General features: G+C 64.0%; 16 protein-coding genes and 1 tRNA gene. 12 read left to right on the plus strand and 5 right to left on the minus strand.

Features of this window, described 5'->3' with window-relative positions; genetic code table 11:
• Positions 1-9 precede the first annotated feature (9 nt).
• On the plus strand, positions 10-513 hold the full coding sequence (locus CVO77_RS10335; RefSeq protein ID WP_242445889.1) for a hypothetical protein: 504 nt from the start codon (positions 10-12) through the stop codon (positions 511-513).
• A 196-nt stretch (positions 514-709) separates the two neighbouring features.
• On the opposite strand, the gene CVO77_RS10340 is transcribed toward CVO77_RS10335, so the two are convergent.
• Positions 710-1,156 (minus strand): hypothetical protein, encoded by a 447-nt coding sequence (locus tag CVO77_RS10340; protein WP_105998976.1) that lies wholly within the window; start codon positions 1,154-1,156, stop codon positions 710-712.
• 106 nt (positions 1,157-1,262) lie between these two features.
• On the opposite strand from CVO77_RS10340, the gene gyrB reads away from it, so the two are divergent.
• From gyrB to CVO77_RS10360, 4 genes are all read left to right on the plus strand, one after another.
• On the plus strand, positions 1,263-3,803 hold the full coding sequence (gene gyrB, locus CVO77_RS10345) for a DNA topoisomerase (ATP-hydrolyzing) subunit B (protein WP_105998977.1): 2,541 nt from the start codon (positions 1,263-1,265) through the stop codon (positions 3,801-3,803).
• A 193-nt stretch (positions 3,804-3,996) separates the two neighbouring features.
• A complete protein-coding gene (locus tag CVO77_RS10350; protein ID WP_105998978.1) occupies positions 3,997-4,401 on the plus strand; it encodes a septal ring lytic transglycosylase RlpA family protein in 405 nt (134 codons plus the stop codon).
• 263 nt (positions 4,402-4,664) lie between these two features.
• A tRNA-Glu gene (locus CVO77_RS10355) sits at positions 4,665-4,739 on the plus strand.
• Between the two features lie 164 nt (positions 4,740-4,903).
• Complete coding sequence (locus CVO77_RS10360) at positions 4,904-6,136, plus strand: tyrosine-type recombinase/integrase (protein ID WP_105998979.1); 1,233 nt, start codon at positions 4,904-4,906, stop codon at positions 6,134-6,136.
• Positions 6,137-6,147: 11 nt separating this feature from the next.
• Here the strand turns inward: CVO77_RS10360 and CVO77_RS10365 are convergent, their stop codons facing one another.
• A complete protein-coding gene (locus CVO77_RS10365) occupies positions 6,148-6,351 on the minus strand; it encodes a helix-turn-helix transcriptional regulator (RefSeq protein ID WP_105998980.1) in 204 nt (67 codons plus the stop codon).
• Between the two features lie 524 nt (positions 6,352-6,875).
• Between CVO77_RS10365 and CVO77_RS10370 the strand changes: the two genes are divergently transcribed.
• The gene (locus CVO77_RS10370) at positions 6,876-7,139 is read left to right on the plus strand and encodes a type II toxin-antitoxin system RelB/DinJ family antitoxin (RefSeq protein ID WP_105998981.1); all 264 of its coding nucleotides are present in this window, start codon (positions 6,876-6,878) and stop codon (positions 7,137-7,139) included.
• Complete coding sequence (locus CVO77_RS10375) at positions 7,126-7,407, plus strand: type II toxin-antitoxin system YafQ family toxin (RefSeq protein ID WP_105998982.1); 282 nt, start codon at positions 7,126-7,128, stop codon at positions 7,405-7,407. The genes CVO77_RS10370 and CVO77_RS10375 overlap by 14 nt, the downstream gene beginning before the upstream one ends.
• A 27-nt stretch (positions 7,408-7,434) precedes the next feature.
• On the opposite strand, the gene CVO77_RS10380 is transcribed toward CVO77_RS10375, so the two are convergent.
• Complete coding sequence (locus tag CVO77_RS10380; protein ID WP_105998983.1) at positions 7,435-7,680, minus strand: hypothetical protein; 246 nt, start codon at positions 7,678-7,680, stop codon at positions 7,435-7,437.
• A gap of 205 nt (positions 7,681-7,885) precedes the next feature.
• On the opposite strand from CVO77_RS10380, the gene CVO77_RS10385 reads away from it, so the two are divergent.
• Genes CVO77_RS10385 through CVO77_RS10395 form a run of 3 tightly spaced genes read left to right on the plus strand, consistent with a single transcriptional unit; the run spans position 7,886 to position 9,939 of the window.
• Positions 7,886-8,434: a hypothetical protein gene (locus tag CVO77_RS10385; RefSeq protein ID WP_242445890.1), complete on the plus strand. Its 549-nt coding sequence runs from the start codon at positions 7,886-7,888 to the stop codon at positions 8,432-8,434.
• Positions 8,435-8,436: 2 nt separating this feature from the next.
• Entirely contained in the window at positions 8,437-9,024 is a 588-nt protein-coding gene (locus tag CVO77_RS10390; RefSeq protein ID WP_105998985.1) for a hypothetical protein, read from the plus strand.
• 9 nt (positions 9,025-9,033) lie between these two features.
• Entirely contained in the window at positions 9,034-9,939 is a 906-nt protein-coding gene (locus tag CVO77_RS10395) for an NYN domain-containing protein (protein WP_242445891.1), read from the plus strand.
• Between the two features lie 6 nt (positions 9,940-9,945).
• On the opposite strand, the gene CVO77_RS21480 is transcribed toward CVO77_RS10395, so the two are convergent.
• Positions 9,946-10,167 carry a conjugal transfer protein TraD gene (locus CVO77_RS21480; RefSeq protein ID WP_105998987.1) on the minus strand — a complete coding sequence of 74 codons (222 nt, stop codon included), beginning with the start codon at positions 10,165-10,167 and terminating at the stop codon, positions 9,946-9,948.
• 37 nt (positions 10,168-10,204) lie between these two features.
• Positions 10,205-10,510, minus strand: coding sequence for a conjugal transfer protein TraD (locus CVO77_RS10405; RefSeq protein WP_105998988.1), 306 nt, complete (start codon positions 10,508-10,510; stop codon positions 10,205-10,207).
• A 173-nt stretch (positions 10,511-10,683) separates the two neighbouring features.
• Between CVO77_RS10405 and traA the strand changes: the two genes are divergently transcribed.
• Positions 10,684-13,671, plus strand: a complete 2,988-nt coding sequence (gene traA / locus CVO77_RS10410; protein WP_105998989.1) for a Ti-type conjugative transfer relaxase TraA — start codon at positions 10,684-10,686, stop codon at positions 13,669-13,671.
• 65 nt (positions 13,672-13,736) lie between these two features.
• Positions 13,737-14,462 (plus strand): DUF6118 family protein, encoded by a 726-nt coding sequence (locus tag CVO77_RS10415; RefSeq protein WP_146130848.1) that lies wholly within the window; start codon positions 13,737-13,739, stop codon positions 14,460-14,462.
• Positions 14,463-14,673: the final 211 nt, after the last annotated feature.

Raw genomic sequence — 14,673 nt, forward strand, 5'->3', positions numbered from 1 at the left:
GGTGGGGTTTTGAGGATCGATCGCAAACAGGCGGCCTATGCGGTCGCAGCGGCGATGGCGCTGGTCATGGCGGGCTGCACCGCGGTGCCGACGCCGCAGACGCCGCCGCCCGCCCCGGCCCCGCGCCCCGCGCCGACACCGGCCCCGCTGCCGACCGCCAGCCAGTCGTGGGAGGACCGGGCGCTCAATCCCGGCGCGTGGCGCTATGACGCCGACAGCCGCTCCGCGACCTTCGTCCAGGCGGGGAGCCCAAGCCCGCTACTGACGCTGCGCTGCGCCGGTGGCGCGCTCCACCTGACCGCGCCGCTCGACGGCCCTGTCGCGCTCCGCACCAGCGCCGGGACCGACCAGATCCGCTTCGACGGCGGCGCCGCGACGGTGCCGAGCCGCGACCTCAGGCTCGACCGCATCGCCTTCAGCCGCGGCCGCTTCGCGCTCGAATCGGGCAGCGGCGCGCTGACCCTGCCCGTGCAGTCGGAGATCGGGCGGGTGATCGAGGATTGCCGGGGGTAAGCCGTCATTCCCCCCCCTTCCTTCACAAAGAGAGGATCGCCCGAAAAGGCCGCTTTCCTACATTATCCGGCTGTGCGACCTTCAGGCTCGGCTCTTTGAATCGTCGATCATTGCTGGCGCGGACCTGTCTCCCGCACCCCGCCTTAAAGCCCCAAAGGACACAATTCGGACGCGAACATGCGGGGCTTTTGGGGCTTTAGGCCCCCAGTTGCACCGTTCCGCCCCGGATCCAGCCCCAGCGACACGGTCCCTGATATTCGCGCGCGTTTTGCACCGACCTGCCGACGCCGCACATATCTTCGTCGATCCCCGGCCCCGCGAAGACGATGCCGAACCAGGCGTCGTCGTCGGTTGCCTCGCATACCGACACCTTCATCGCCCCCGCCAGCTTTGCCTTCACCGCGCGCGTTTCGCCCGGCGCCCAATAGACGTCGGTGCCGCCGGCCTTGACGCGACTGATGCTCGAACAGGCGGGCAGGCTCGCACCTTCGGTGCCGATCATCACCGCGCGGGTCGCGATCGGTTCGCCCGCGACCGCGGGCGCATTGTCGGCGGGGGGCGCGGGCTGGCTGCACGCCGCGAGCGAGGGGGCGAGCGAAAGGGCGAGGAGGACGGCGACGGGGGCCCGGAGACGGTGTTTCATGCCCCGAAACTAGCCGCCGCGCCGCGCGCGCGCAACGGCCCATCCGAAAACGCCAAGAGGCGCATTTTCGCTTGGGTTTTGCGCCCCTCGACCCTATATAATCGCTATGACAGAACCCCATGAGAATGGCGCGAGCGAAAGCGCCTCCAAGCAGCCCAACACAAACGCCTATGGCGCCGATTCGATCAAGGTGCTGAAAGGCCTCGACGCGGTTCGCAAGCGCCCCGGCATGTATATCGGCGACACCGACGATGGGTCGGGCCTGCACCACATGGTGTTCGAGGTCAGCGACAATGCGATCGACGAAGCGCTCGCCGGGCATTGCGACCTCGTCCTGATCACGCTCAACAGCGACGGGTCGGTCAGCGTCGAGGACAATGGCCGCGGCATCCCGACCGGCATCCATGCCGAGGAGGGCATTTCGGCGGCCGAGGTCATCATGACCCAGCTCCACGCCGGCGGGAAATTCGAGAACACCAGCGACGATAATGCGTATAAGGTGTCGGGCGGCCTTCACGGCGTCGGCGTCAGCGTCGTCAACGCGCTCAGCGAATGGCTCGAACTGACGATCTGGCGCGACGGCGAAGAACATTGGATGCGCTTCGAGCATGGCGATTCGGTCGCCCCGCTCAAGGTCAACGGCCCGGCGCCCGCCGGCAAGAAGGGCACGCGCGTGACCTTCCAGGCCTCGACCGGGACCTTCAAGAACGTCCTCGAATTCGACTTCGACAAGCTCGAACATCGCTATCGCGAACTGGCGTTCCTGAACTCGGGCGTGCGGATCAAGCTCGTCGATGCGCGCCACGCCGAGCATGTCGTCCACGACCTGTTCTATGAGGGCGGGATCGCGGCGTTCGTCAAATATCTCGACCGCAACAAGAATGCGCTGCTGCCCGATCCGATCGCGATCAGCAGCGAGCGCGACGGGATCGGCATCGACGTCGCGCTCGAATGGAACGACAGCTATTATGAAAATGTGCTGTGTTTCACCAACAATATCCCGCAGCGCGACGGCGGCACCCATCTGGCGGCGTTCCGCGCCGCGCTGACCCGCACGATCAACGGCTATGGCGACAAATCGGGCCTTCTCAAGAAGGAAAAGGTGAGCCTGACCGGCGACGACATGCGCGAAGGGCTGACCGCGATCGTTTCGGTCAAGCTGCCCGACCCCAAATTCAGCTCGCAGACCAAGGACAAGCTGGTCAGCAGCGAAGTGCGCCAGCCGCTCGAAAGCCTGATGGCCGACCGGATGACCGAATGGCTCGAGGAAAATCCCGCTTATGCCAAGGTGGTGATCCAGAAGGTCATCGACGCCGCCGCGGCGCGCGAGGCGGCGAAGAAGGCGCGCGAGCTGACGCGGCGCAAGGGCGCGATGGATATCGCCTCGCTGCCCGGCAAACTCGCCGACTGCCAGGAACGCGACCCGACCAAATGCGAACTTTTCCTGGTCGAGGGCGATTCGGCGGGCGGATCGGCCAAGCAGGGCCGCGACCGTCACATTCAGGCGATCCTGCCCTTGAAGGGCAAGATTTTGAACGTCGAACGCGCGCGCTTCGACCGCATCATTTCGTCGAAGGAAGTCGGGACGCTGATCCAGGCGCTCGGCACCGGCATCCGCGACGAGTTCAACCTCGAAAAGCTGCGCTATCACAAGATCGTGATCATGACCGACGCCGACGTCGACGGCGCGCATATCCGCACGCTGCTGCTGACCTTCTTCTATCGCCAGATGCCCGAGATCATCGAGAGCGGCCATCTCTACATCGCCCAGCCACCGCTCTACAAGGTCGCCAAGGGACGGAGCGAAGTCTATCTCAAGGACGACGCGGCGCTCGAAAATTATCTCGTCGATGCCGGGATCGACGCGCTGCTGCTCGAAACGCCGGGCGGCGCGCGATCGGGCAACGACCTGCGTGCGCTGATCGAACATGGTCGGCGGCTGCGCGCGCTGATGCGCTATGTGCCGCGCAGCCTCGACCACGGGCTGGTCGAGGCGCTCGCCTTTACCGGCGCGCTCGATCCGGCGCTCGACACCGCCGGCCGCCACAGCGCCGCCGCGACCGCCGCGACCTGGCTCGGCGCCGCCGAGCGCGCGCTGACCGGCGGCGCCGAGGCCGTCTGGACCGTGCAGGCGGTCGAAGGCGGCGGCTATACGCTCGAACGCCGCTGGCGCGGGGTCAGCGATCATCATGTCGTCGACGCGGCCTTCCTCGCAAGCCAGGAAGCGCGCCGCCTCCACACGCTGGCGAGCGAGCAGGCCGAAACCTATGCGCGCCCCGGCCGCCTGGTGAAGGCAACCGGCGCGACCGTCGAAATCGAAGCCCCCGATGGCGAGGACGAGGAGGCTCCGGCCGCCTCGAACGCCAAGGCGACCCCGATCACGCGCCCGTCCGAACTGCTCGACGCGATCTTCGCGCACAGCCGCAAGGGGCTGTCGATCAGCCGCTACAAGGGGCTGGGCGAAATGAATGCCGAACAGCTTTGGGAAACCACGCTCGACCCCGCGAACCGCACGCTGCTGCGCGTCGACGGCGCCCAGGCCGACGACGTCAAGCTGATCTTCGAACAGTTGATGGGCGATGAGGTCGAGCCGCGGCGCGAATTCATCCAGACCAACGCGCTGAGCGTCGCCAACCTCGACGTCTGATCGCCGCGGTTGCGGATCACGGCAGGATAACAGTCGTTGATGCGGCCGGCGCCGATGCCCGCCGAAAGGTGGCGTGGCGTGCATCCGTGCGTTTTTTCACATCCGGGCGCGGATAGGGTTCGGGTCGGCGCGGGCGGCTTGCCTTGGCGGGCAACCGCTGCTTTTGACGCATCCACCGAAAGGGGATGGTGTCATGCGGGCCTTTTCAGCGATGCTCATGCCGCTTCTGCTCACGGTCTCGGCCGCTGCGCAGGAGGTGGAAATCGCCGACGACAGCGCCATCGGAATCGATGCGGAAACAGAAATCGATGGCGGAATGGCGAGCTATTACGGCAGTGAACTCGCCGGCAACCGCACCGCGAGCGGCGAGCGTTTCGACCCCAGCCAATTCACCGCCGCGCATCGGTCGCTGCCCTTTGGCAGCAAGGTGCGCGTCACCAACACGTCCAACGGCGACAGCGTCATCGTCCGCATCAACGATCGCGGGCCCTTCTCCCGCGGGCGCGTGATCGACGTCAGCCAGGCGGCGGCGCGCGAAATCGGCCTGCAGCGCAGCGGGATCGCGCGGGTGAAACTGGCCCTGCTCAACGACGATTGAAGAGCCGGACGGCCCCTGTCGTCGGGCATGGCGCCATCGATCGCTGACCGTCCCCGCCTGCACGGGCGCGCGGGGCTGACGTTTCATGCGTTGCCCGACCTTCGGCACGCCATCCGGCCGCGAACATCTTACAAGGTAAATCGCTGATTTTACAATGTAGTTAGGGGCAACCTGAACCTTCTTGACACAAAAGTTCTACGCTCGTAGGGGTCACCGCCGGCGGAGCGAGCGGTCGGCTCGCGCTCTTCAGACAACCGACCTAAGGCCCCTTCGTCTAGCGGTCAGGACGCGGCCCTCTCACGGCTGAAACACGGGTTCGATTCCCGTAGGGGTCACCAAAATCCTCTCCCAGAGGGTTCCAGAAGATGCCACAAGTGGCTGATTTCTGCGGTTTTTTCGTGGTATAGGTATCCCATACGGAGCGGCCGAGTGCCACCGGATACCAGCGGTTTGATGGTATATCTGATGGTAGCGCGGTCCTCCCCCAAAAGGAGATACCATCATGGCGCTTACCGTTGTTTCGATCAACAAGGCCAAGGGCCGCGCAAAGCCCTACAAGCTTACCGATGGCGACGGGCTGTTCCTCTATGTCACCCCCAACGGTGGCCGCTACTGGCGCATGAACTACCGCCACCACGGCAAGCAAAAGACGCTGGCGTTCGGCGTCTATCCCGACACCGGCCTTGCCGAAGCCCGCGAGCAGCGCGACGCGGCGCGCAAGATTCTGGCGAAGGGCAACGATCCCGCCGAGCAGGTCAAGCTGGAAAAGATCGCGGCAGCGGTCGCGGCTTCCAACAGCTTTAAGGCCGTTGCGGACGAATGGCTTGTGAAGGTCGAGCGCGAAGGCCGCTCCGCAGTCACCATGAAGAAACTGCGCTGGTTGCTGGACTTCATCAACGAGTCCATCGGCAAGCGGCCTGTCGCCTCCATCACCGCTCAGGAGCTTCTTATCATGCTCCGCAAGATGGAGGGCAAAGGCCGCTACGAGACAGCGAAGCGGCTTCGCAGCACGGCCAGCCAGATATTCCGCTATGCCATCGCCACGGCCCGCGCAGAGCGTGACGTGGCGGCGGACCTTCGCGGCGCGCTGATTGCGCCGCAACCCGTCCACCGCGCGGCGATCACCAACGCCAATGCAGCGGGCGGCTTGCTCCGCGCCATCGAGGCGTTCGACGGCTTTGCGAACACCAAGGCGGCGTTGCAGTTGCTTCCGCATGTGTTTGTCCGTCCCGGCGAGCTTCGCTATGCGGAATGGGCCGACTTCGATTTCGACAAGGCGCTTTGGACGATCCCACCGCATAAGACCAAGATGCGCCGCGTCCACAGCATCCCGCTTTCCCGGCAGGCGCTGGCGATCCTAGAAACCATCGAGCATGACGAGGACTATAGCAGCTACCTTTTCCCGTCACTGCGTTCGGTGGATCGGCCCATGTCGGAGAACACCATCAACGCGGCCTTGCGGCGCATGGGCTTCGCCCAGGACGAAATGACCGGCCACGGCTTCCGGGCAATGGCGGCCACCCTCTTGAACGAAATGGGCCTATGGCATCCCGATGCCATCGAGCGCCAGCTTGCTCATTGCGACAACAACGCGGTGCGCCGTGCCTACACGCGGGGCGAGTATTGGGACGAGCGCGTCCGCATGATGCAGCATTGGTCCGACCATCTCGATTTCCTCCGCGACGGCGCGAAGGTCATCAAGGGCACGTTCCGCAAGGCGAAGGCCGGGGAGTAACCGGCCTTGCGTCATTCGGCGCGATCCTCGCGGTAGGCGGCGGGGTTGGCGATCCAGCGATCCACGGCGGACTCATGCCAGCCGGTGCCGTGGACGCTGATTGAGATTTGCCGGGGAAAGCTGCCTTCCGCGATCTTGCGATAGAGAGTGGAACGGGAAAGCCCGGTGCGGGTCAGCACGGTCTTGAGACGGATGATCCTTTCAGGGTTGGACATTGAGGTAACTTTCGGTTGGTAGCGGTTGACAAAGCTCCCCTGCGAATAGAATTGGCGACCTTGACGCTGCCCGCAAGGGCGTCACGGTCGCTATGTGGTGAAGATGATGCTTACGGCGGTATAAATGGGGGTTGCTGCGGCGAACGGCGGCGCACTTCGGAATACTGCGGCGCACGGCAGCGGACTACGGAGTAGGGTATTAGGTTGCGATCTACTCTTGCACGTTTCTTTGCCGACCGTGACAAATAAGCCACGGCATTGCCCGGTTTGTGGTGGGAAGAAGCGGCCGGATGAATCCAGCCCGATTCCGATTCGCACGACATGGCGGACCTTTCAAAACGCCCAGTCCGTCCGCCACATTTCCATGCTGTATCGCTTTGCCCCGCCGCGCAAAAGGGGAGGCACTACAGTGCCGCTCGCAGCCAACTTAGTCGTAGATGCGCCAACATAGTCGCTTTCGGCAGTCGCCAGCATTGCGTTCAGCGACCTCTTGCATTACATTGTCATGCAGAAAGGAAATCGAGATGGCAGCAAACGCACTTGTCCAGACCCGTATCGACGGGGCCGTGAAGGAGGAAGCCGCGACCGTGCTGGCGGCGATGGGGCTTACCGTCTCGGATGCCGTGCGGCTGATGCTCACCCGCGTTGCCCGCGACAAGGCGTTGCCGTTCGAGCCGCTGACCCCGAACGAAACGACGATTGCCGCGATGAAGGAAGCCCGCGAAGGCAAGGGGAAGCGTTCCGCCACGATTGCCGATCTGATAGCCGACCTGAATGCGGACGATTGAGCGCACCGGGCAATTCAAGCGCGACTACAAGCGGGAGAAGAAGGGGCAGCACGCCAAGACGCTGGACGCTGCCCTGATTCCCGTCATCGAGGCGCTGGCGACCGACGAGCCGCTTGAACCGCGCCATCGCGACCATGCGCTTACCGGCGACTGGCGTGATCATCGGGATTGCCACGTCAAGCCCGACCTCGTGCTGATCTATCGCAAGCCCGACGGCGAGACATTGCAGCTTGTGCGCTTGGGGTCACACGCCGAATTGGGGTGGTGACGCGGAATCTAATGGTCCGCTGGCAACTTATTCCTTGGACGATTCCGGGCTTTCGCGGCGCTGCAATTCGTTCTCCACCGCCTCGCGAATGAACAGGGCCAAACGCCGGTTGCCAACCAGCGCCTCGATACGGCGGATCATATCGGCTGATAGCCTGATCGTTGTCGGCTTCATTCCAAGCGGCGGGCGTCCCATTATGCTGTCGCTATCGGCCACGTCTGCCAACTCCAAGCCAAACACGTTGACGCCACCGTTTATTTGAATATACGCCATCGTTTATGTGATAAACGATGGCGTATATTGCTGCAATGGTCCTGCCCCCTCTGGCCCGTCAGCACTCCGGCATCGCGAATCGCGGGAGTGCCGGGACCGTGCCGCATCCGCCCCGTCGCTTCCGTCCAGCCGCCAAGGATGCGGAACGGAGGTGCATATGGGCCGTGTCGTCCCTACCACGTCGCGCCGTGCGCTCTTGAGAGCGTTGACCGCCGCACCGGTCATGGTTCCGGTGATCGCCTCGCCCTGGGGCGAGGCGCTGGCGTCGCTCCATGCGGATTATGGCGACGATCCGGCCGCGATCATCCGAACGAAAGAAGGGCGGGCCTTGAGCCGCCGCCGCTATCATGTCGCGGAGGGATTCTTTCCCGCCGAGCATGAGCGGGCGGACTGGCGCGGCTATCTGTATAGGGCCGGGATAACCGCCCAACTCGCCCTGTCCTCTCACTTGCTGGACATGGGCTTTGCCGATCAGTGGTGCGCCCGTCATATCGGCCTGCGTGTCGCCAAGTCGCTCGCCTACGCCAATGCGACGGGATTGGGGGCATACTGTCCCGACATGGCGCGGCTCGCTGCTGTCCTCACCCCCTATTGGCGATGGAACCAAGGCCGCCTGTTTGGCGAGCCGGAACCCGATGACGGCGGACTGACCGCTCCGCAAGTCTGCGCGCTGCTCCGCGCCCTGCTGGACCGCGTGCGGGACGTGACCGGCCATCCCCGACCGCGCGCGCGGACGGCGCATTTGACGACATAGCGATGACGGATGATCGGCGCGGCAGGCAGAACGGGGCCGGTCCCTTGCTGCTTTCGGCGCTGGCGCACATTGCGCTGTTGGTGCCGCTCTCGATTCCCGGTTGCTCGATTTCGCAACAATCGGAAGATCAAGCGGAACGGCCGAAAGAGCCAGACGCTTTGACGGTCGATCTATTGGACGAGCCTCCGCCGCAGCAAAGCAAGCCGCCCCGTCTTAGGGGCGAGATATGCGACCCGAACGCACCCGCCGAATATCACTACTTCGACATAAAGCCCGGCCCGGCAATACACCGGATATATCATGCCGCGCGGCCCCACTTTCGCGAAATAATAATGGCGACGGATTCCTTGACGGGAAAGCGGTCACGCGCCTTGCGCGGCTGGTTCAGGCCGTTTGATGCCGTGCGCCTGCTGGCAGGGGATGCAGGTCTATGCGCCATCGATATGAGGAATGGGATTGGCATCAATTACTGCCACGGATCGAACGCACCTTTCAGCAGATCAAACGAGGCATGGGCGCGGCAGGAATGGAAGCCGCGCGATTGCACGGACGCAAAGCCCGCACCGTTGCAGAAACCGGCAGTCGTCTAGCTATTGTCGATGGCGTTTACCTCGCTTCCGCGCAATGATGACCGCAGTAACGTGGCGATTGGAGGAAAACGGCCAATGGAAATAGACGACCGCGCGCGGAACGGCCCGGATCGCAGGATTGCGTTGTTGATCGACGCGGACAATGTTTCGCATAGCAAGATCGCTGCGATATTGGCGGAGCTTTCCAAATACGGTGCGGCCAATATTCGCCGTGCTTATGGGGATTGGGCGGGCGCGGACCTTAAGGGATGGAAGGACAAGCTGCACGATTTTGCAATCCGGCCGATTCAGCAATTCAGCTATTCGACAGGGAAAAATGCGACCGACATTGCGCTGGTGATCGACGCAATGGAATTGCTCTACACGCAGAAGCCGGATGCCTTTTGCCTTGCATCGAGCGATGCGGATTTCACGCCGCTGGTGATGCAGTTGAAAGCCAACGGCCATGAGGTTTACGGCTTTGGGGAACGCAAGACGCCCACTCCCTTCGTCAATGCCTGCACGACCTTTCTCTATCTTGATACGCTTGATGAACCGACGCAACCCGCTGCCATTTCCGAACCGGCCGCAAAGCCAAAGACCACAGGCAAACCGGCGACCAAGGCGAAGGCAACACCCGCCGACAAGGCAAGCGATAAACCGGCGAGCAAACCCTTGTCGCAGGACACGACGCTTGTGACGATATTGCGGGGCGCGGTTGACGCCGCCGTGCGCGAGGATGGATGGGCGGCGATGTCGGCGGCGGGAAGCGCGGCCAAGCGGCAAGCGCCCATCGACCCGCGCAATTATGGCGTCAAGAATTTCCCCGCACTCTTTGCGGCCACCGGCTTGTTCGAGATTGTGAAAACCGAAAGCGGTCAAAGCTACGTTGCTGACAAGCGCAACAGGGACCGAACGCCACAACCGAGCCGATAGGCGGGGTCAGCTATTCCTTGCCTCTTGTTCCGCCTCGAACGCGCGTCGGCCTTTGCGCTGCCAGAGGGCAAGCGCGTTATCGCGTTCATCGCCTCGTAGCCTCTCCGCAATCGTGAGGAACGCGCCATAGATCGTGGCGCGATCATCGTCCGTCAGGTCGATCAGCCTTGCCTTGACGACGAGGCCGCCCAGCTCGATTAAATGCCGTGTGCGCTCGCGTCGTTTCATCACCCATTCCCGCGTGTCGGTTCTCGCCTTCCTTGCCTCAATGCGATGCCGCGCCGCCTTCGAGCGGTAGAGCGCCTTCCGAGTTGCGTTCAGATCGCGGCGCAGGCTTGCGTTGTTTGCCGCGAAAGAAGGCCGCGCCCGCTTTGCGCCAGCCCTCCCTTGTCGCGGCATCTTTGCTGGCGACGGCATCGAGCAGCACGCCCGCCAGCAATTCGGCATCGAGCGCATCGGCCCCGGTTGCCGTCACCAGTTCGCCAAGCTGGCGCACCCGCCGTTCCTTGAGCGCCTTCGCCTTGTCGGCAAGCACCTTGAGTTCCGAATCAAAGTCGCGTGGTTTACGCATCGCAAAGTCTCCATTGAGTGACGATGCGGCTATGATAAAAGAACGGCAGCGGTAATGCAGTAGAGTCGCCGGGACGTGGTGACACCGCCTAGTCCCTGCCCGGATTTTATTCGAGGAGGGCGCGCTTATACGTCGTGCCGACGTGCTCTTTGAAGTGTAGATGGTTGGCCGTCATGGCGATCTTCCATCTCTCGGTCGAAGTCATCGGCCGCGCCGCCGGGCGGAGCGCGGTCGCGGCGGCCGCCTATCGCTCGGCCGACCGGCTGCACGATGAGCGGCTCGACCGGGCGCATGACTTCACCAACAAGTCGGGCGTCGTCCACAGCGAAGTGCTGCTTTCCGAGAATGCGCCCGACAAATGGCACGACCGCGAACGGCTGTGGAACGACGTCGAGGCGTTCGAGAAGCGCAAGGACGCGCAGCTTGCCCGCGAGGTCGAGTTCGCGATCCCGCGCGAGATGGATCAGGCGCAGGGCATCGATCTCGCCCGCGACTTTGTTAGCCAAGAGTTCGTCGATGCCGGCATGGTCGCCGACCTCAATGTCCATTGGGACATCGGTGCGGACGGCCTCGCCAAACCCCATGCCCATGTCATGCTGACGATGCGCGAGATCGTCATCGATGCCGACGGCGAAGCGGGGTTCGGCGCGAAGGTCCGCGAGTGGAATAGCACAAGCCAAGTCGAGCAATGGCGCGAGCGCTGGGCAAGCCATGTCAACGAACGGCTTGCCGGGCTCGATATCGACGCGCGCATCGATCATCGCAGCCTCGATGCGCAGGGGATCGATCTCGAACCGCAAGACAAGATCGGTCCGGCGGCCTCGCGCATGGAGGGCCGCGGTCTCGAAGCCGAACGGATCGAGCAGCACCGCGAGATCGCGCAGCGCAACGGCGAGCGGATCATCGCGGAACCGCGTCTCGCCTTGGACGCAATCACGCATGGGCAAGCGACGTTCACGAACCGCGACCTCGCCATGTTCGCGCATCGCCACAGCGATGGGCGCGAACAATATGATGCGGTTCTGGGCGCGGTCCGGTCCTCGCCCGACCTGATCGCGCTCGGCCAGGATGGCCACGGCGAGGACCGGTTCACCTCGCGCGAGATGATCGAGACCGAACAGCGGCTCGATCGCGCCGTCGAAAGGCTCGCCGAGCATCGCGACATCAATGTCCCGGCAGCATCATACCAGGGAGGGCTGGATGCCACCGGCACTGGCGGCCTGATACTGGGACATCAGCAGCAGGCGGCGCTGGAGCATATAACCGGCGAGGGCAATCTCGCAATCGTGATCGGCTACGCTGGGACCGGCAAGAGCGCGATGCTGGACGTGGCGCGGGAGGCATGGGAGCGCAGCGGATACGAGGTGCGCGGCGCGGCGTTGTCGGGCATCGCAGCGGAGGGATTGGAGAACGGCTCCGGCATGGCCTCGCGGACCATCGCCAGTCTTGAACATGGCTGGGCGCAGGGCCGCGATCTTCTGACCTCGCGCGATGTGCTCGTGATCGACGAAGCGGGCACGGTCGGCACGCGCCAGATGGAGCGCGTGCTGTCCCATGCCGCTCACGCCGGCGCCAAGGTCGTGCTGGTCGGTGACTCGCAGCAGCTGCAGGCGATCGAGGCGGGCGCGGCGTTCCGTGCGATCCACGAGCGGCATGGCGGCGTCGAGATCACCAAGGTCCGCCGCCAGCATGACGGTTGGCAGCAGGACGCCACCCGCCAACTTGCGACCGGCAGGACTGGCGAAGCGATACACGCCTATGCCGACCGGGATATGGTTCATGCCGCCGACACGCGCGAGGCGGCACAGGGCGAGCTGATCGATCGCTGGGATCGTGACCGGCAGGCGAACCCCGGCGCCAGCCGCATCATCCTTACCCACACCAATGCCGAGGTGCGCCAACTGAACGAGGCGGCGCGCGACCGGATGCACGCGGCGGGCGATCTGGCCAAGGATGTTCGCCTGAAGGTTGAGCGCGGCGACCGGGACTTCGCCTCCGGCGACCGCATTATGTTCCTGCGTAACGAGCACAGCCTGGAGGTGAAGAACGGGACGCTCGGGAGGGTCGAGCGGGTCAGCGAACAGAGCATGGCGGTTCGCACCGATGACGGGCGCAGCATCGCATTCGACATCAAAGATTATCGCGACTTCGATCATGGCTATGCGGCGACGATTCACAAGGCGCAGGGCATGACCGTCGATCGCGCCCATGTGCTGGCAACGCCGGGAATGGATCGGCATGGCGCCTATGTCGCTCTATCGCGGCACCGGGACGGCGTGGCATTTCATTATGGCCGCGATGACTTCAGGGATCAGGGCAAGCTCGTTCGCACCCTATCGCGCGACCGCTCCAAGGACATGGCGAGTGACCATATGCGCGCCGATCCAGCGCAGCAGTTTGCCGAACGGCGCGGCATCAGCTTCGGCGAACGTATCATCGAGATCGTCAAGGCCGTGCCCGAGAAAGCGCGCGGCATGTTCGACGGCCTGCGCCTGTCGATCGGCGGGCAGGATCGTGGTGCATCGACCGCGTCCAATCGGTCGAGAAGCATATTCGCGGACTTCAAGCCTCCCGCGCCTGCCGCCGACCCGGCGATGGAAGCGCAGGCCGATCGAGAGCATGTCCGGCGGTTTGCAGTCGAACGCCATGCACGTGCCGTCGCCGACATCTGGAAGATGCAGGACAAGGACTTGCCCGTCCTGCCGCACCAGCGCGCCGAACTCGACAAGGCGCGCGAAGCGATGGGGCGGATCGACAGACACGCAGCCAAGGACATGGAGGAGGCCTACGCCCGCGACCCTGCCCTGGCCACCGAGGCGGCGAGTGGCCGCACCGGCGGAGCGGTCCAGGCGATGCAACGCGAAGCAGATATCCGCACCGATCCCGACAAGCGCGCTGGCCGCTTCGTCGAAGGGTGGCGCGAGCTTGGCCAGCAGCGCGAAGAATACCAGCAGGGCGGCGATTATCGGGGTGTCCGCAAGATGTCCGAACAGATGGCGGGGATGGCGAAGAGCCTCGAACGCGACGCGCAGATGGAGTCCGTCCTGCGCGGCCGCAAGGCGGAGCTTGGCATCTCGATCGATACCGGGCGCCAGCTCGCGCACGACCTTGCGAGCAGCGTCGGTATCGAGCGGGGCCGCGACATGGGCATGAGCCGATAGGAGACATCATGGACAAGCAACCAGCCGACACCCCCGACACCGATCCCGCCGCGCGGGCGTTTGCTGTGCTTGGGCAAAAGGTCGATCTGCTCGAAGCGGCCGTCACCGGGCTGGTCGCAAAACGCGATGCCGCGCCCGATTACAGCCAGACACTCGGCGAGATCGCCGCACTGCTCGAAAAGATGCGCGTGGCGATCAATGACTTTGCCCGATCGCCGGCGATAAAGCTCACCCCCGACGAGATGGCCGAGCAGATCGCAGCCGCCGGAACGAAGGCCCGTGCGTCGGATAGTGCCACTATAGAGAAGGCGCGCGCGCAGTTCGATAATGCCGCATACCGGATGGAGCGACTTGCGGGCACGGTCGTCACGATCCGCGACCAGCGTCGCAGGCTTCTGTGGGCCGCAGGCGGCAGCCTGCTCGCGGGAATGCTGCTGTGGTCGTTCCTGCCCGGCATGGTCCTGCGCGCCTTGCCGCAGGGCTGGCATATGCCCGAGAATATGGCCCGCCATATCATCGGTGAGCTGTCGTTGTGGGAAGCTGGGTCTCGCCTCATGCAGGCCGGCAATCCCGAGGCGTGGAGCGCGCTGGTCGCCGCCGACGAGATGCGGCGCGATAATTACGATGCCGTCGCCAAATGCGGACGGGCTGCCGTGAAGGCGCGGAAGCTCGTGCGCTGCACGATCAGAATCAGGAATCCCCAAATCCTGATCCGGCCGCCAGTAACGAAAGCCGACCGGAGTAGTGCTTCCGCCTGCATTATGATTGATTCACGCACTGGAACGAAATGAATATCGCGCAGCGCCGTTGCAGAATCGTCGAAACACAGTTCGGAAATATCGGTACCTCCGTCCACGAAGCCAGCAATCGCTTCAGCAAAGTGGGCCAGCACGATTGATGTCGATGGAAGATCACAAGCCACGCCGCGCCCGCTCATGTAAGAGGAATGGGCGGATGGCCCGTCGCGAAAGGGGATCATAATTCAGCGCGACGTCGCCGAAG

This window comes from Sphingopyxis lindanitolerans (genome assembly GCF_002993885.1).
Lineage (GTDB): Bacteria > Pseudomonadota > Alphaproteobacteria > Sphingomonadales > Sphingomonadaceae > Sphingopyxis > Sphingopyxis lindanitolerans.